Source organism: Pseudoalteromonas luteoviolacea NCIMB 1944 (genome assembly GCF_001625565.1).
Taxonomy (GTDB): Bacteria; Pseudomonadota; Gammaproteobacteria; order Enterobacterales; family Alteromonadaceae; genus Pseudoalteromonas; species Pseudoalteromonas luteoviolacea_F.
Genome location: NZ_AUXS01000015.1, coordinates 176,058 through 193,532, shown reverse-complemented (window position 1 = coordinate 193,532; position 17,475 = coordinate 176,058). Strand labels below are relative to the sequence as shown.

General features: G+C 40.8%; 15 protein-coding genes. All 15 read right to left on the bottom strand.

Annotated features, from left to right (window positions below; translation table 11 throughout):
* Window positions 1-1,128: a glycosyltransferase family 4 protein gene (locus tag N483_RS04165; protein ID WP_023397370.1), complete on the bottom strand. Its 1,128-nt coding sequence runs from the start codon at window positions 1,126-1,128 to the stop codon at window positions 1-3.
* Window positions 1,128-2,291 (bottom strand): hypothetical protein, encoded by a 1,164-nt coding sequence (locus tag N483_RS04160; protein WP_023397369.1) that lies wholly within the window; start codon window positions 2,289-2,291, stop codon window positions 1,128-1,130. Before N483_RS04160 ends, N483_RS04165 begins: the two co-directional genes overlap by 1 nt.
* The gene (locus N483_RS04155) at window positions 2,288-3,391 is read right to left on the bottom strand and encodes a glycosyltransferase (RefSeq protein ID WP_036974960.1); all 1,104 of its coding nucleotides are present in this window, start codon (window positions 3,389-3,391) and stop codon (window positions 2,288-2,290) included. Before N483_RS04155 ends, N483_RS04160 begins: the two co-directional genes overlap by 4 nt.
* Window positions 3,392-4,720, bottom strand: coding sequence for a lipopolysaccharide biosynthesis protein (locus N483_RS04150; RefSeq protein ID WP_023397367.1), 1,329 nt, complete (start codon window positions 4,718-4,720; stop codon window positions 3,392-3,394).
* Complete coding sequence (locus tag N483_RS04145; RefSeq protein ID WP_023397366.1) at window positions 4,710-5,966, bottom strand: glycosyltransferase; 1,257 nt, start codon at window positions 5,964-5,966, stop codon at window positions 4,710-4,712. The genes N483_RS04150 and N483_RS04145 overlap by 11 nt, the downstream gene beginning before the upstream one ends.
* Window positions 5,966-7,093, bottom strand: coding sequence for a dTDP-4-amino-4,6-dideoxygalactose transaminase (gene rffA / locus N483_RS04140; protein ID WP_023397365.1), 1,128 nt, complete (start codon window positions 7,091-7,093; stop codon window positions 5,966-5,968). Before rffA ends, N483_RS04145 begins: the two co-directional genes overlap by 1 nt.
* A complete protein-coding gene (locus N483_RS04135) occupies window positions 7,093-7,956 on the bottom strand; it encodes a methionyl-tRNA formyltransferase (RefSeq protein WP_023397364.1) in 864 nt (287 codons plus the stop codon). Before N483_RS04135 ends, rffA begins: the two co-directional genes overlap by 1 nt.
* 6 nt (window positions 7,957-7,962) lie before the next feature.
* Window positions 7,963-9,018, bottom strand: coding sequence for a TDP-N-acetylfucosamine:lipid II N-acetylfucosaminyltransferase (locus tag N483_RS04130; protein ID WP_023397363.1), 1,056 nt, complete (start codon window positions 9,016-9,018; stop codon window positions 7,963-7,965).
* Window positions 9,019-9,024: 6 nt separating this feature from the next.
* Complete coding sequence (gene rfbA / locus N483_RS04125; protein WP_023397362.1) at window positions 9,025-9,894, bottom strand: glucose-1-phosphate thymidylyltransferase RfbA; 870 nt, start codon at window positions 9,892-9,894, stop codon at window positions 9,025-9,027.
* A 12-nt stretch (window positions 9,895-9,906) separates the two neighbouring features.
* Window positions 9,907-10,974: a dTDP-glucose 4,6-dehydratase gene (rfbB, locus tag N483_RS04120; RefSeq protein ID WP_023397361.1), complete on the bottom strand. Its 1,068-nt coding sequence runs from the start codon at window positions 10,972-10,974 to the stop codon at window positions 9,907-9,909.
* Window positions 10,975-12,234: a UDP-N-acetyl-D-mannosamine dehydrogenase gene (gene wecC, locus N483_RS04115; RefSeq protein ID WP_023397360.1), complete on the bottom strand. Its 1,260-nt coding sequence runs from the start codon at window positions 12,232-12,234 to the stop codon at window positions 10,975-10,977. It abuts the gene before it with no gap.
* Between the two features lie 71 nt (window positions 12,235-12,305).
* Window positions 12,306-13,424, bottom strand: a complete 1,119-nt coding sequence (gene wecB, locus N483_RS04110) for a non-hydrolyzing UDP-N-acetylglucosamine 2-epimerase (protein ID WP_023397359.1) — start codon at window positions 13,422-13,424, stop codon at window positions 12,306-12,308.
* 79 nt (window positions 13,425-13,503) lie between these two features.
* Window positions 13,504-15,741 (bottom strand): polysaccharide biosynthesis tyrosine autokinase, encoded by a 2,238-nt coding sequence (locus N483_RS04105; RefSeq protein ID WP_023397358.1) that lies wholly within the window; start codon window positions 15,739-15,741, stop codon window positions 13,504-13,506.
* Window positions 15,742-15,755: 14 nt separating this feature from the next.
* Complete coding sequence (locus N483_RS04100; RefSeq protein ID WP_023397357.1) at window positions 15,756-16,190, bottom strand: low molecular weight protein-tyrosine-phosphatase; 435 nt, start codon at window positions 16,188-16,190, stop codon at window positions 15,756-15,758.
* Window positions 16,191-16,205: 15 nt separating this feature from the next.
* Window positions 16,206-17,330, bottom strand: a complete 1,125-nt coding sequence (locus N483_RS04095) for a polysaccharide export protein (protein ID WP_023397356.1) — start codon at window positions 17,328-17,330, stop codon at window positions 16,206-16,208.
* Window positions 17,331-17,475: the final 145 nt, after the last annotated feature.

Below are 17,475 nucleotides of genomic sequence, written 5' to 3'. Positions count from 1 at the left end.
TTATTTGTTGCTGACATTACTATGGCTGCGTAAAAACTTTTCCATTGCCTCTACCATCAGGTTAATATTTACTTTGTTTTTTATAACCGAACGCGAAGCTGCACCCATTTCTTCAAATGAGTCTTTTTTCAGAGCTTTGAGCAGTACCTGTCTTAAATCATCAAAATTCTCAGACTCAAATATGTAGCCATTTACATCATCTGTCACCAGATCACGCTCTGTACCATCACCTTGAGACACGATACAAGGAAGCTCGAAGCTCATCGCATGATTAATTGCCAGCCCGCCTAAAGAAGGCAGCACAAACATCTCCGCCAAATGCATCACTTCAGCTAACTCGACCCCTGATTTATGGCCTACGAAAAGAATATCAACATTATTGTTTTGCGCTAGGCGACGAATACTCTCGACGTAATCCTCAGCTCCGCCTCCCACAACAATCAACTGTACATTCTCAACATTCGCAAGCGATTCAACCAACTTGTCTAACCGCTTTGAAGGGATGATCCGACCAAGATACACCAGCCTGCGCTTTGACATATCGACGCCTAGTGCCTCTGTAATTTCAGATAGCTTGTCTTCATCGTAGCTTTTTACAACGTCCAAATCCTCAATAGCCTTGTTGGTATCAATTGAGTTGTGCGCCACTGTAAGGGAATTAACACCAAGAGATTGGTAGTAAGACTTAGCGGTTGACGAGTAACACGCTACACCATCAAGTTGAGCGACTAATGTACGCTGGATCTTGGCATGAAGATCTCGCTTAAAACCAGCTCGATTTGGCATCTCCCCCATCCCCCAACCAATCACAGGGATCCCTTTCTTTTTACAATGCTTAATCAGCAAATAATTACTCAGCATTCTTGGCGTAGGTGTGATCACAACCACATCAGGTTCGATGTCTTCAACAAATTTCTTCCAATTGCTGTCGTAACTGACCCGATCACCTAAGTGGTAATTTATTTCTGATTTGAGGTGCTTCTTTATCGATACTTCCTCAAAACACTTCATGTTTTCATTTTCGCTGGGCGTACCTGTCGCCAAGAAAACATCTATTTTGGTATTTAGTTGCTCAAAGAATTCCTTGCGAAAAAGGGCAGGAACACGTTGAAAGAAAAGCACCTTCATCACTGACTCTCAATATTTTTATTTGTCTCAATATTCATTGATGCTCTTACTATAAGAACAACAAACATGCTATATGACACTACATATATAAAATCACGCTGCAGCAGTAACATACCAAAGCCGACGACTGCCAGATATTTAGCGCCTTTTCTGACAGTGCTAAACAAAATAAGCAACACGGTGTAGTACACACATGAAAGAAGTAAACCCATTCTCACTAGCTGACTCAAAGGGTTTGAACCTATTTCTGGCAAGCCACTCGATCTCATATATTCTACAGAATTAAGATAAGAATCTGGTGACAAGCCCCAAATAATGACTTTACTATTGTTCATAAGTATTTCTATTGCAGCAAAAATAGACTCACTTCGGTTGTCTCCCTTCATCATGCCGTCATCCCCTATTTGGAATCGATTTAAGAAGACCTGCTGAAAGAGTTCAAACGAACTACTATTTTTAATCAATAAAAATGACAAAAACAGTATTAAAAACATCACGAGTATGCGCCGAGTATCAGGGCGTTCACTCAAAAAGTAAAAGATGACAAATACAACATGAGCTATGCTCAATGTACACATCCCCAGTACAAGTAAAGCCCAGCTAATATTATTACTTTTGTTATATATCTTTCTCAGTGTCACAACAGCGCAAATGAAAAAGCTAAATGCGCCTGGCTCATCAAAAATACCACTTGGCCGTATCAAGCCACTCCAATAGCTATTCGTCATCGTGCCAAAAAACACATAGTTTAAGCGTCCATCCGGGTTCGGGAAGGTGAATATCGGCCCGCCACCTAAAACCACATAAAACATGGACAAAACAGCCCCTATACAAAGAAAGAGCATGAAATAGCTGGCTAGATCAACAAAATCACTGACATCATCCCTAGTACAGACAGATCCCAGCAGCAGTGCTACGTAAAAATAAATTGGTACACTGACTACTCGCATATCCTGCCAGTAAAGAGCTGATACACTAAATAGTAGAAAAACAGCTAGCATAGGATAAAAGCCAGCATAAATATTTATCTTTCTCAGTCCAAAAACTAAGTAAACAATCGTGACCAATGCAATAAAGAGCGTAGGCAGCTTTGCCCCCCCTAAGTAGTATGCACAAATAGGGGAGATAAATATTAATGAGTTAAAAAAGAGTGCATACTTCATTTAACCCCCAAAGCTGCAAATGCTTTTAAAAACCTCTTTTGCCAACTGTGCTCTGAGGCAGCTCTCTCTCTGGCCGCATGTTTAATTTGTTCGCGCAATGCCGCGTTGTCATCTCGCAGGTAAAAACGACTCTTCTCTACAAACTCATCCATTGAATCATATAAAACAATTTCTTTATCTTCTTCAAAATAATCTTGGATCTCATCGGTACGAGAAGCGATTTGCAATCCACCACTCATTGGAATTTCAAACGTACGCAAATGCAGCTTATGAATAGGTTTAGCCAATAAATAAGTGTTCCAAAGCTCTGTAATATTCAGAGACATCTTACTGCGGCTGTATGTTTTCGCGACCTCTTCAAATGACAGGCTAGAGCGGTTCTTTATCAATGCTTGTAACGAGTCAGAGATCTCAAATTTCTTAGTCGACTTGATCGCGGCCGCTTTAAGCGCCTGTCTACCAATTGGAAATGAAGACAGTCGATAAACATTGTCTAAACTAGAAGAAAGGTTCGCGAGTAAATTCTTTGCAGGATTTTCCCCCTCTGCTGAAGGAGAGTTGCCACCATACAACCTAACGTCAATATCGCGCTTTAGAATTTCTTCGACTTTATTTATGCGACCCCCGTAAACTGTGCCCACAAACGCCATCCCAGATAACTCTTCACCGCTCGTAGGCTGATAAGTGAATGGGTTAGCCGCATACGGCATAAACATGGTGTTTGCGCCCCACTTATCAAACAAATATTTAGTCTCATGTGAAGTGAGCCAGACAAGATCAAAGTAGGTGCTGCATTTTTTATGTTTAAACGGGACTGATAAGTTATCAAAACAAATGAGCAGGCTCGGTACACCTTTTTTCTTCATGGCATCGCGAACGTCACTTGTCATAACTTGGTCGTCACAAGCTGAAATAAAGATATCAAAATCACTACCAAGTAATGTAGATGAAATTAGCTCGGCTGACCCCTCTTTGTCGGAGTAGTTAACTTCTAGGTATTCTATTTCATAACCAGCACGCTGCCATTCGTCAATGTAATTGACGGCCTGCCACTGAGTCATGTTTCCTGAGCCTTTATAGCGATTATATAATATTTTCATTTACTTAGCCCAAATTCCTTTAGCTTGAGTGTTCAGGAGCTTTGATACCTGCACACTAAAAACAATTACTGACGGTACGTTTACAATTATTGATATCATTAGCGCGTGCTCAACGGTTCCGTTCATGACTTTTAGAACCCACACAGTGGCTACTATATTTACGACAGCTGCAAAACTGGCAAATATAAGCTGGACAAAGACCGCGCCATATCCATTGAGAAAAGATGATAACAATTGCAAATAAATTAAAATCCCGGTGTACACGGCCATAAGCAGGATACTATTACTTTGAAAGGAAACCGTATCGCCTAGCCATATGGGAGCTACATATTGGAAGCTGAAATACAGCACCAGTAGCATCAGAAATATGCCCGAGAATAACTTTAACAGTTTTTGATAAAAGCGCCTCAACTCACTCAAGTCACCACTATTTTTTAGGGATGTGATCGCCGACCAAACTGGCGCGACTAGAATACTCGAGGCAAACACGGCAATTCCAAAATACTTTTGTAAAACCGCATACTGCGTCGCAGAAATTGCCGCATCATATTTATTAAGCAGAAATATATCAGTCGAATACAAACATACAGCGCAAATTTGTATTAAGAAAATTTTTCCACCTAGGTTGAATACAGACTTAAGCTTGTCAAAATGGAAGCACTTTAAACTTGGCTTCAACTCCGGTGCCAATGAAATAAAAACATACAAGTTAAAGAGCACTAGCACTAAAAAGTTAGCTGCATTTATCACAAAACCATATACGATAAAGGCTTCGAAACCGCTTTCTCCGTGATAGTTGAATGTAAACACAACTATCAATCCCAATAACTGCTGGGCAAGGAAAACATAAGTTGAGTGTTGAGACTTGTGATAGCTAAACGATACGTTAACGCAAAGTTTGAAAAACAACGTAGTTAAAAACGTCACTATCGTTAATTGGATAATTGCCACAGAATCATCAACACTGACCAAATTTGGATCCAGCGAAAACACACTTTCCCAATTTATAAACTGAGAAAAAACAACAAAAGCAACAATGAGCCCCGAGCAAATAGCCGCTAAAGAAATATACGCAGTTGAGACATATTCTTTTGCTTTTTGATAATCCTTTTCGGCAAGGGACTCGGAAAGCTTATTTCGCAACCCACCGCCAATACCAAAATCCAGCATCGAAAACCAGGTTACGAATGTGTACAAACTCATCCATAACCCATATTTTTCACCACCTAAAAACCGGATGGACACAGACACCAACAAAAAGCCAACCAGTGCTGAAAAGACTTTTGCGACACCGCCACTGATTATCTGCTGAAGAAAGTTAATTTTCATTTGCTGTCTCAGAAGCGCCGATTTTTCTTAAGTTTTCAACGTTACCATTGAAAAGGTTGTAATATTCCCTCACATTCACCGATATTGCGCTTCTTTGGGCGCAACTTTTTTGCGACTTAATCGCGGCAAAAATCTTTTCTGCCATTTTGCCTGCATCACTCGGCGCAACAACTTCACCATTGTCTGGAAACATTTGTGCGATTTCACTGGCGACACCAACTTCTGTGGCGACAAATGGCACACCACACATCTGCGACTCCAAAACCATCATTGGACCTGAATCATCCAAAGAGGTATTAAACAGCAGATCTGCGCTGTTGTATAAAGCAATTAATTGCTCATCGTTTTTTGCAAAGCTAAAAATCTTAAGCGTAATATTCTTAAAGCTTTGAAAATCAGCTTCAAAGTCAGCGCTCGGGACCAGCACCTCGACTTTTTGATCTATTTCATTCAAAAATGAATCTAGTATTGCCAATGCTCTTAGAGCATCTCGATACCCTTTGCGCTCATCAGAACGCTTATAGGCCCCCATTAGAACCTTAAAACTCCCAGAGCTCTGTGCCTTGGGACGATATTCAAATTTTTTACTAATTGGTGGACGTGTCATGAGGTAGTCTGCAAATTGAAGCGCAGAATCCTTAGCTTGATCTAGTAAAAACTTGCTTGATGCCATGGCATAAGGCGCCAACCGAATGCTATACCTGACTTGTTTAAAGTGGTGTTCCGCTATTTTAACCCGATACTGCTCATTGCTTGTCTCGGGACAGTTTGCACAAATTTTTTTGTATTGTTCACAACCGTGACTAAAATGACAACCGCCAGTCAACATGGCCATATCCATAAGATAGTAAACTATCTTTACATCCATTTCTCTACACACATTCTCAATCAGTGAGATATCAATGAAGCCAGCTATCCAATGCAGCACAACAATATTGGTGTCTTGTGTAATGACCTCTCTGAGCGCGGTTTCATCCAGTACATTGCCGTTGCCAACTAAAGAATAAAAAGAGTTTCTGTTCTTCAGAAATAAAGACTTCTTAAAGTTGTCATACCGGTTTATTGGCGCATTAAAAATTCGCTTAATTTTGGATGACTTTGAATAGACATGGCTTGACGTACTTCTTTTATTTAAAACATACAGCTTTGAATTAAAGTCAGCAGAAAGGCATTCTTCATGGACTCTGAGGGCAGCGAGTCCTGCGCCCCCAAAGTCATTCGTAGAAAAGTGAATAATATTTAACATTACAAACTCTTTAAATAAAATTCCTTAATCGTAGCAATTACTTTTTCCACTTCTGAGTTATCTAGATCTGGATATAACGGGAGTCTGACTAACACATCCGTATAGCGATCGGAGTTTGGTAATTCGCGCCCATCATGTTTCGCACTAAAGTAATCACTTTTATGTAAAGAAGAATAGTGGAATACGATTTTAACCCCGTTTGATTTACAAAACGCAATCAAGTTATCACGCTCTTCCAACGAGTTACATAATAGATAAAACATGTGCGCATTATTGGTCGCATAACTCGGCAAGTATGGCAGCCCAACAACACCCTGTTCACCTAGACTGTTAAAGCCTTCTTGGTACTTTTCCCAAATTTCAATTCTGCGCGCCTGAATCGTGTCCAACTCTTCCAGCTGAGAAAATAGCAATGCCGCATTCAATTCAGACGGTAAAAATGATGAGCCGATATCAACCCAACCATATTTATCTACTTCGCCTTTAAAGAACTGCTTTCTATTGGTTCCTTTCTCGCGGATGATTTCAGAGCGGTCTGAATACTCATCATCATTTACCAGTAACAGTCCACCTTCGCCACTAATAATATTTTTAGTTTCGTGGAACGAATAGGTACCGAATACACCAAGAGTACCTAGCAGTTTACCATTGTGATATGAGTCAATTGCTTGAGCCGCATCTTCTACAACCGGAATGCCATTGGCCACAGATAAGATCTCATCCATATCACAGGCGATACCCGCATAGTGTACGATCACGATAGCCTTGGTTTTTTCAGTAATTGCAGACGCAATGCTCTTAGGGCAAATGTTTGGGTTTTCCGCGCTACTATCGGCAAAAACCAGTTTTGCACCACGTAATGCAAATGCATTCGCTGTGGAAACAAAAGTATATGAAGGCACAATAACTTCATCACCAGGCTGAATATTCAGAAGTATAGCCGCCATCTCTAATGAGTCGGTGCATGACGTTGTCAATAGGCTTTTATTAATACCATAATGGTTTTCAAAAAATGATGAACAAGCGTGTGTGTAATAACCGTCACCGCTTAACTTTTTTCTTTTTAATGTATCTAACTGATACTCGCCCGCTTTAGGGCCGACGTAAGGGATATTAAATTCAATCACTATTTAAACCTACTTCTAAATTTATTTACTCTAATCGCTTGGCCCTGACTATCGCGCATCGATAGAATTTTTATTAAGCCTTTACCACAAACTATTGTCGCAATTTGATCTTTCAAAAAGATAACCTTGCCGATAGCTCTGTTTTCTATATGCACGTCTTCAACAACTTCTACTTCATCAATAAAGACATGTTCGTCGTTTAGATACGCTTGCGCTCCCATATACGGCGCACCAACAGAGTTGACATGTCTCTGTATCTGTTCTGCACTCAAAGAGAAATCGATAAAGTAATCTTCATTGTCGCGCCACAGGCTGTAGGTTGCTTTTGATTCATCCTGTACCGAAGTAGTCAATTTACCATCGGCAATTGCATTTGCGACTTTAACCGACAGGCTTTTATATAAGCCAGAAACCAGCTCAATGGCGTTAGATATTTTAATCGGGTAAGAAACATCCGCAATTTCCTGAGCCACGATGGGCCCGGTATCATAAGTTTCCTCTGCAATTATCGCCGTTACTCCGACTTGTTCATCACCGTTTAGTAGCGCAGATACAAGTGGGTTAAATCCACGATATCTCGGTAAGATTGAGTCGTGCATTACAATGATACTGTCCATTGGCACATCATTTATGATCCTTTGCCAACCAACTGCTACAGTGTAAGAAATAGCTTCTAACCCCATACTTTTATCAAACGTTTTTATCTCATTTGACTCACAATATGTTTGAATTTCAGAGCTAAAGTCATTCACTACATTGGCATCTTTCCCTATCGAGACAATAATCCCTTCATTCCCCAAAACAGAGTGGAATCCCTTTAGAGACTCCAGCCCTTTTTGACCCTGAACACAAAGCCTAAACATTATCATCTACTCCGAATAAATTGTCTGTAGTTGTTGGAGGTAAACGTCTTTATGGTGAATTTGATGTAATTTTTCGATATTCATCGAAGCTTGATCCGCACTGAGCATCAAGTTATTTTCGTCGACTTTGTTGATATCTTTAACCGTTATACCAACAGAATCGAAATATGCCCATTGGGTTACATCTCCACGCAAATATACCGTTTTTCCCTTGCTCAATAATTGCAGTGTATTGCCCATAGCTTGTTGCCTACGATGGCCATATACTGCAATATCTGCTTCAGCAATCATGGCTAAATATTCTTGCAGCGGTAAGTAATCCAAAATCGGAGTGATTACATCTTCTCCAAATTCTTTTTTATATTGTTCGATTACCTGACCAGCATACTTATTGTCACCATAAGACAAAGGTAAATACAGCTTGCCAATGGCCCCCTTCCATTCCCTGAGAACTTGCAATAGTTCTAAGTGATTGTTTTGAGGATCAGCTGAATTACCGACAACCAACACCTTCTTTTCACTATCAGCTGGCTTGCTTATAGAATGCACATTTGGATCACCAACTATGATGTTGCTTGGATATAGTAAGCAGGGCATATATTCAGCTTCAGTCTGGTACCATTGCTGAGCTAATTGATAGTCACCTTTAACGTAAGTTGCTATATTACCAAGCTTTTTTATTACTCTTTTACGAAAAAATTCGTTGAATGCATTTTGCTTACGCTCTTTGTAAACGTACAAATCACCGCCCCAAAGAAACCACGTGCACTTTTTTAAAAGCCATGGCATAGCGCTCAGCAACATCAAAAGCCGATTATCAAACAGTCCATGCAGCATGACTTTATCTGCAGTAAACAAACGTTTTAGCAGCGCTGCATAGCCACACAAGTAGCTTTTTGCACTCTTATTGACGATATGTACGTTGCTATTATTTATTACTGACTCTTTCGCAGAACCACCAAATAAAAAATAGCTATGCTCATGCAAGCCATCGAAATGCGAGTTTAAATCAATAAAATCTTCGTAAAACCGGCTTGCATGACTGACATGAAGTATCTTCATACCTAACTAGATAGCTCTCTTCAGGTATGCACCGTAACCGTTTTTAGAGTACAGCTTGATAGCTTCTTCGTATTTTTCTTGCGAGATCCAGCCTTGGTTATATGCAATCTCTTCTAGACATGCGATTTTATAACCTTGCCTTTTCTCTACTGTATGTACGAATTGAGAGGCTTCCATTAGCGACTCGTGTGTGCCCGTGTCTAACCAAGCAAAACCTCGCCCTAGTAGCTCAACACTCAAAGCTTGTTCTTCTAGATAGAGATTATTCAAACAGGTGATCTCTAACTCTCCACGTGCTGACGGAGTCAACGACTTAGCTTTTTCTACCACTGAGCTGTCATAGAAATAGAGTCCTGTTGCGGCAAAGTTAGATTTAGGTGCCTGTGGTTTTTCTTCAATAGAAATCACTTTGTTGGAGTCATCAAACTCTATAACACCAAAGCGCTCAGGATCGTTCACCTCATAGCCAAATAGCACTGCACCTCGCTCTTCTTGTACTGACTGCGCAGCTGCTAAAAGCTTAGGTGTGAATGTTGCGCCATAGAAAATATTGTCACCTAGCACCATACAAACGTCATCATCACCAATGAACTCTTCACCGATAATAAACGCTTGAGCTAAGCCTTCTGGTTTCTCTTGAATAGCAAACTCTAAATTCAATCCGAAATCTTCACCATTTCCCAACAAACGCTTAAAGCTTGCTTGATCTTCTTCTGTAGTAATGATCAAGATATCTTTAATATTGGCCAACATTAATACCGATAACGGATAGTAAATCATTGGTTTATCATAAATTGGCAAAAGCTGCTTAGAGACACCTTTTGTGATTGGGTAAAGCCGAGTACCTGAGCCACCAGCGAGTACAATACCTTTCATCGTATTTCCTTTTTAAGAGTTTTCATTTCCAAGTCGTTGGCGTGCATATGAACCATCTAATACAGATGTCCACCAGCTTTCATTGGCTAAATACCATTCAACTGTTTTTCTCAGGCCGGTCTCAAAAGTCTCTTTTGGCGTCCAGCCTAAATCTTTTTCTATTTTTGCAGCATCGATCGCATAACGAACGTCATGCCCAGGTCTATCTGTTACAAACTCGATTAAATCGGCATAGTTTTCAACGCCTGCCGGTTTTTCAGGTCTGATTTCCTCAAGTAGGCCACATATAGTTCTAACCACTTGAATATTTGCAACTTCATTGTGTCCGCCGATGTTATATGTTTCACCAATTTTGCCGTTGGTCGCGACCAGGAATAGCGCTTCGGCGTGATCTTCAACATACAACCAATCTCTAATTTGCTCACCGTTACCATAAACTGGCAGCGCTTTGCCCTCTAGTGCATTGAGGATCATTAGCGGGATTAATTTTTCAGGGAAGTGATATGGCCCATAGTTATTTGAGCAGTTTGTCACTACAACAGGTAAACCATACGTTCTGTTCCAAGCTCTAACCAAGTGGTCGCTAGAAGCTTTCGATGCTGAATAAGGGCTGCTTGGAGAATACGATGTTTCTTCGGTAAACAAATCATCCGTCCCATCCAGATCACCATAGACCTCATCAGTAGAAATATGATGAAATCTAAATGCGCGCTTTTGTGCTTCTTCTAAGCCATTAAAGTACTTACGTGCAACGTCTAACATTACGTATGTACCAAAAATATTTGTTTGAATGAACTCTGCTGGTCCATCAATAGATCTATCTACATGTGACTCAGCGGCTAGGTGCATCACAATGTCAGGCTTATGTTCTGAAAAGACTTGTGTTATATGTTCTTGGTCACATATATCAGCTTTAACAAAAGCAAAACGTTCATTCTCAGACACATCAGCTAACGAATTTAAATTACCTGCATAAGTTAGCTTGTCTACAACAACTACTGAATGTTCAGTGCTATTAATAATATGTCGAACCACAGCTGAACCAATAAAGCCAGCGCCTCCAGTTACAAGGTATTTCATTTACCAAGCCCCTTTTGTATCTATTACACGTCCCTTGACGCTTCTATTCTTAAACTCTTTATGATCAACTAATAAAACGTATATATCAGCTTCATCAATGGCCTGTTCAAACTCTAACATCTCTATTCCCTTACAGCTTGTAGGCAACGTATCTATATTAGGCTCAACAGCAACAACTCTACCGCTATGAATGTCAGCAACCCGTTTCGTAATTTCTAACGCAGGGCTTTCTCTTAAATCATCAATGTCAGGTTTAAATGTCAGGCCAAAACATGCGATTGTAATATCTCGAGAAGCTTTGTCTGGTTCATTTAACAATAGATCTGCAATTTCCATTTTTACTTTATCGATGACCCACTCAGGTTTTGCATCATTCACCTGGCGAGCTGTTTGAATCAGCTTCGCTTCATCAGGTGTTTTTGAAACGATGAACCATGGATCAACCGCGATACAGTGACCACCAACACCCGGTCCTGGATTAAGGATGTTTATTCGCGGGTGGCGGTTTGCAAGTGAAATTAACTCCCAAACGTCGATATCTAGCTTGTCACAAATCACTGATAATTCATTGGCAAATGCGATCTGAACATCACGACACGAGTTTTCCGTGAGTTTTGCCATTTCCGCAGTGCGTGCATTTGTTGTTACACACTCACCCTCAACAAAAGTCTCATATAACTCAATTGCTAAGGCCGAACACTTCGGCGTCATGCCGCCAATTACGCGGTCATTTTTAACTAACTCGCGAACAACATGTCCTGGCAATACTCTTTCAGGGCAGTGGGCGACACGAATATCAGACGCTTCGCCTGCGTGTTGTGGGAAGCTCAAATCTGGGCGGTGTTCCGCTAACCAATCTGCCATTTGCTCAGTGGCACCTACAGGCGCAGTCGACTCTAATATGACCAAATCGCCTTTTTTCAAAACTGGTGCAATAGCTTTACTTGCAGCTTGGATATATGACAAGTCAGGCTCAGGTATTTCTGAGTTGCTATTTGTAAAAGGCGTAGGCACTGCAATTAAAAATGCGTCTGCGGCTTGAGCCGACGTCGTCGCAGTCAAATAACCTTCTGTAACCGCTGCATGAACAATCATATCGAGCTCTGGCTCTACAATATGAATCTCCCCTCGGTTTATCGTGTCAACTGCGTGCTGATTTACATCAACACCTATGACTTTCTTTTTTCGCGAAGCAAACATCGCAGCCGTTGGCAAACCTATATAACCAAGACCAATTACAGAGATTGTGTTCAAAGACATGAGATCCCTTTTACAAGTTTAATGTTCAATTTTAAATATTTAGATCTAATAAAGGCAAAAACGAAACTGTACTAAGCTTTTGCTAAAGCATCGCAAATTCGCTGGCATGCTTTTCCATCACCATACGGGTTATGCGCTCTAGCCATCTTTTCGTAGCTTAGCTCGTTTGTTAGTAACTCATTGATTGATGACGTGATCAGTTCCACATCAGTCCCAACTAGCTTAACCGTACCAGCCTCTACAGCTTCCGGACGCTCAGTCGTTTCCCGCATAACAAGTACGGGCTTTCCAAGACTAGGTGCTTCTTCTTGAATGCCGCCCGAGTCAGTTAGAATGACATGAGCGCGATTCATCAAATAAACAAATGGCAAATACTGTTGAGGTTCAATTAGATGGATATTGTCCAAATTTTTCAAAATGCGGTTTACTGGTTCCTGAACATTTGGGTTTAGATGAACTGGATATAAAATTTGCGCATCAGGGTGAGCTTTAGCGGTACGTGCCAACGCCTCACAAATACGCTCAAATCCACCACCAAAACTTTCACGGCGATGTCCTGTAACTAGGATTAACTTTTTATCTTCATCTAAAAACGGAAACTGTGCCGACAATGTATCTGACAGGTCTGCATTTTGCTCTATTTGCTCTTTAACCATCAATAGCGCATCGATAACAGTATTTCCTGTCGTGTAAATATTTTCTTCGCTAAAGTTTTCCGCCAACAAATTTTGTTTTGATGTCGCCGTCGGCGTAAAGTGAAATTGAGTAAGTGCGCCTGTCAGCTTTCTATTTGCTTCCTCAGGCCAAGGCGAATATATGTTGCCAGTACGCAGTCCAGCTTCAACATGGCCAACCGCGATTTGCTCATAGTAGGCAGCTAAACTCGCTGCAAACGTAGTTGCCGTATCACCATGTACCAATACCACATCAGGCTTAAACTCTTTCAAGATCGGCGTGATATTCAGTAGGATTCTACTAGTTACTTCTGGCAGTGTTTGCCCTGCTTGCATGATATCCAAATCATAATCAGGGTTTATTTTGAATAACTCCAATACCTGATCTAGCATTTCTCTATGCTGCGCAGTCACACATACTTTAGCTTCAAAGCGCTCATCGCTCGCTAATGCATGAACTAGAGGCGCCATTTTAATTGCTTCCGGTCTAGTACCAAAAACGGTTAACACTTTCATAAAAACTTCCCATGTAAGCTACAAACTTAAACATCTTTCTTCTATTCAGAGCAAAGTAATTGACTTGCTGACTTACTAATTACTTATCCGATTTATATTCGTAGTTGTAGTATCCATAATAACCATAAGCATTACTTGCTTTTTTGACTACGCCATTAAATACAACACCTTTTACATCAATACCATTTTGTTCGAACCTATTTCGAGTTAACTCAAGCTCTTTAGCATGGTTTTGACCAAAACGCGTTACAAGTAAGGTGCTTCCAGCATGAGCACTTACTATTGCAGGGTCGGTTACAGCCAAAATTGGTGGCGTATCAATAATTACTAAGTCATATTTTGCGCTGACACTTTCAATTAATTTCACGAAATTTTCGTGCATTAACAGCTCTGACGGGTTTGGTGGGATCTGGCCGCGAGTCATGATATCAAGTCCTTCAACTTGAGTTTTCTTAGTTGCAGCCTCCAAGTCAATGCGGCCTGACAAAAAGTCACTCAGTCCATTGTCCCATTTGATGCCAAATTGAGTTTGCAAATAGCCCTTACGCATATCAGCATCAATGATCAACACCTTTTTATCACTTTGTGCTAAAACCGTCGCCAAATTTACGGATATAAATGACTTACCTACGCCCGGACTTGGTCCCGAAATAGCAATTACATTATTCTTGGCTTCCATCATTGCAAAGTGCAAACTTGTTCTCAAACTTCTCAATGCTTCGATTGACAGATCCGCTGGGTTATCTACTGCCAAAATTGATTTCGCTTTGGCAGCCTTACCTTTTCGAGCCTTTGCAAAGCCAGTCAATTTAACTTGATATTCTGAATAAGGAACACTTGCATAAACAGGTAGCCCTAGTGCTTCAATTTCACTTGGGTCTTCAATACCTCTGTGCATCGCTTTTTGAATTAATACGATAGCTACAGCAAGCATACCACCAAGCATTGTCGCCATTATTACAATAAATACTTTTTGTGGCTTAACAGGTCTTGATACATTAACCTCGGCCATGTCTATCACTCTGACATTACCAACGGTACCCGCACGTACAATATCCAGCTCTTGCGTCTTAGCAAGCAGCAAAGTGTAGATTTCGTTGTTAACTTCAACATCTCGAGTTAAACGCAGTAGCTCTTGTTGCGTTTCAGGCAATACTTGAACTTCGTCTGCCAAACGTCGTTTTTGATTCTCAACAGCCTCAATTTGCTCTACTGCAGCCTGATAGCTTGGGTGGCTGCGTTTAAATTTACGGCTTAGCTCTAGTTTTTTCAGTTCTAATTCTTGTAACTGAGTTTCAAGTTTAACAAGCTGAGTTAACACTCCCTTTGTCTCTAGAGAAATATCAACCGATTGCTGTTTAACTTGATAGTCATTAAAACGCTGCTCAGAAGCCTCGAGCTGCTTCTTCACTTGTGGAAGTTGGTACTCTAAAAACTCTAAAGATTTTTGCGCTTCGGCACTATTACGCTCAACGTTGCGACGCACGTAGATTGCAGCCACTTTATTTAAAACAGTTTCCGCATATGTTGCGTCTGAGTCTTGTAAGCTGAGGTTGATAATGCCTGAGTCTTTTCCTTTTTCACTAGCACTAATCGCAGCTTGTAAGTTCAAAATCGTATTGAGACGATCTCGTTTTACTAGCGTAAACTCTGTACCAGGTCGTGCAATCATAGTTTCTAACGTCAAAGAAAAATCGCCATTGGTAACTTCTTCACCTACACGACCTTTTAACACGCTCTGCTCACTACCATTTAGCAGTTCGAATTGTTGTTGCTCAAGTGCAACAAGCGTAAAACCTACACCAATTGCATTTTTAGGTACTTCAAATCTGAATACATCAACTTGTTCTCCACCCCATGCGTAGCTGTCTGCACCAAAGCTTGGTTCAGCTAAAGCACCTTGTTGCATTGGCGTAAACTTACGAAATGAACGCCCGCCGATCACTGGGAATAATTTTGGCGTTACGACAACGTCAAGGTTTAGGCTATCAACAGCCTCACCAATAATGCTGCGAGACTTTAATAGTTCAATTTCAGTGACAGCAGCTGAGGTACTTTCAAACATACCGCCTAATTCATCAAATCCAGGGACTGCACCGCCTTTTTCTTCCACTTGGATCATCGCAGTCGCCTGATAAACAGGAGTACTGAAAACAGCAACAGCCACGCCAATGATCATGAAAAGCGTTGTGACACAAATAATAAATAGCTTACGGTCTAACAAGGCACCTAAAAGCGCCATTAAGTCGATTTCCTGCGCTTGCTGTTTGACTTGCTTCTGTTGTCCATCGTTTAATAGGTTTGATTGAGCATTCATTGACTCTTTCATCCTTATAAATACTTCTGCCACGCACTACATGCGCTATCGATTAAATCATACACGTGTTCAAATGCTTCTCGACTTTGACGGTATGGATCTGGGATCTCTTTGTCGTCTAACCATTTACCTAATAGGAAGGTTTTGCCGCGTGCTTGTGGGTATCTATTACATAAATCAGTTAGATGTTGCTTTTCCATAACAAGAATAACTGAGTTTTTTGCAACAAGTTGTGAGTTGAGCTGGCGCCCTCTATGCGCAGACATGTCAATGCCTTGAGTATCTGCGATATCACAAGCCATAGGATCCGCAGGCTTATCTTCCAATGCGGTTAAGCCTGCTGAAGAAACATGAATGCTACTTTGTGACAGCTTTTTTTTCAAAACATACTCTGCAGTTGGGCTTCTGCAGATATTACCGGCACAAACGACCAATATACTATCAAACATTATTTTGATACCCACCTATTGATTATCAATATCTTGAATTGCATCTACAGTAGACAATGATGGTAATAACAGACTTATTACTTTGTTCCAGCGAGCAATTGGTGCACTAGTAACATATACAATATCTTGAGGTTGCAATGAGAATTGCTCTGCATATACCAACGCAGCAATATTATTTGCTCTCAACTGGTAAACATCAGCAATAACGCCATCCTTCTCTAGGTCCCTTTTTCTCAAGACAAAAATACCGTTCGCATTCGCACTGCGCTCATTGATGCCGCCAACTTCTGAAAGCGCTTCGGCTAGGCTCAGGCCATATCGTTTAACTTCAACTGTGCCAACTCTACTTACATCACCCATGACGTAAACATTGCGTTTGTCATTGCGCGCGATGTGGATGATATCACCATGCTTAAGCAATCTATTTTGAGAAATGTCACCCTCAGAATAAAAATCGTCTAACTGGATGTGCTCAACAATATCCCCTCGAGTAAAAGTGACCGTCTGCCAATCAGCTCTTTCATTTAGTCCGCCGGCAGTATTAATGGCATCGATTAGGGTTAAAGGTGTTTCAGTGATCGGGTAAACACCCGGTCTGTCAACTTCGCCGGTGACATACACTTTTTGACTTTTGAAGCCAACGACTTTGACATCAATTTGCGGGTCTTCTATAACGCGGCTGAGACGATTAACAAGCTCCTCTCTAAGCTCTACAACAGTTTTTCCTGCTGCCGGCACCTTAGGAGCATACGCATATGTCACTGTACCATCAGCTTGTACTCTAAAACCGTCAAATTCTGCTGTTCTTTGCACAGCAGCAGGAATTGTTAATTCAGGATGGTCCCAAACACCAACCGTGATTACATCGCCAATTCCTAAATGGTATTCATAATTAGATACATCTAGACCCTGAAGGCCTGTTTTTTGCACTACTTGAGATTTAAGCTTTTGCTGCTTTATTGTTTCGGAGTCGATAAGTTGAATGTTAACTTTTGAGAGTTCTTGCTCCAAACCAGTAGTTTTATCACCTGACGTAATTCCTTCAAAATGCCCACCTGGGATCAAGGTGCAGCCACTCATTGCCAATGTACTTGCAACTGCAAGGGAAGTGGCAATGATATTTTTACAGCATCGGGCCATTTGTTATTCCTAATATATTTTAATACTTATTCTTTGTTACTAAGTTCTCAGTCACTTAAGAGCATTAGTCCTGCTTACGCGATGGCTAATTAAAGCATGCACGGATTCCAATCGCAAGTTTACATTGCGTTAATGTTACATGAGC

Bases quoted from the DNA above. Each gene is read 5' to 3' on its own strand.
- rfbA (WP_023397362.1), bottom strand. From the start codon at position 9,894: ATGAAAGGTATTGTACTCGCTGGTGGCTCAGGTACTCGGCTTTACCCA.
- N483_RS04150 (WP_023397367.1), bottom strand. From the start codon at position 4,720: ATGAAAATTAACTTTCTTCAGCAGATAATCAGTGGCGGTGTCGCAAAA.
- wecC (WP_023397360.1), bottom strand. From the start codon at position 12,234: ATGTCTTTGAACACAATCTCTGTAATTGGTCTTGGTTATATAGGTTTG.
- N483_RS04160 (WP_023397369.1), bottom strand. From the start codon at position 2,291: ATGAAGTATGCACTCTTTTTTAACTCATTAATATTTATCTCCCCTATT.
- N483_RS04135 (WP_023397364.1), bottom strand. From the start codon at position 7,956: ATGTTTAGGCTTTGTGTTCAGGGTCAAAAAGGGCTGGAGTCTCTAAAG.
- N483_RS04105 (WP_023397358.1), bottom strand. From the start codon at position 15,741: ATGAATGCTCAATCAAACCTATTAAACGATGGACAACAGAAGCAAGTC.
- N483_RS04100 (WP_023397357.1), bottom strand. From the start codon at position 16,190: ATGTTTGATAGTATATTGGTCGTTTGTGCCGGTAATATCTGCAGAAGC.
- N483_RS04165 (WP_023397370.1), bottom strand. From the start codon at position 1,128: ATGAAGGTGCTTTTCTTTCAACGTGTTCCTGCCCTTTTTCGCAAGGAA.
- N483_RS04145 (WP_023397366.1), bottom strand. From the start codon at position 5,966: ATGTTAAATATTATTCACTTTTCTACGAATGACTTTGGGGGCGCAGGA.
- N483_RS04095 (WP_023397356.1), bottom strand. From the start codon at position 17,330: ATGGCCCGATGCTGTAAAAATATCATTGCCACTTCCCTTGCAGTTGCA.
- N483_RS04130 (WP_023397363.1), bottom strand. From the start codon at position 9,018: ATGAAGATACTTCATGTCAGTCATGCAAGCCGGTTTTACGAAGATTTT.
- rfbB (WP_023397361.1), bottom strand. From the start codon at position 10,974: ATGAAATACCTTGTAACTGGAGGCGCTGGCTTTATTGGTTCAGCTGTG.
- N483_RS04155 (WP_036974960.1), bottom strand. From the start codon at position 3,391: ATGAAAATATTATATAATCGCTATAAAGGCTCAGGAAACATGACTCAG.
- wecB (WP_023397359.1), bottom strand. From the start codon at position 13,424: ATGAAAGTGTTAACCGTTTTTGGTACTAGACCGGAAGCAATTAAAATG.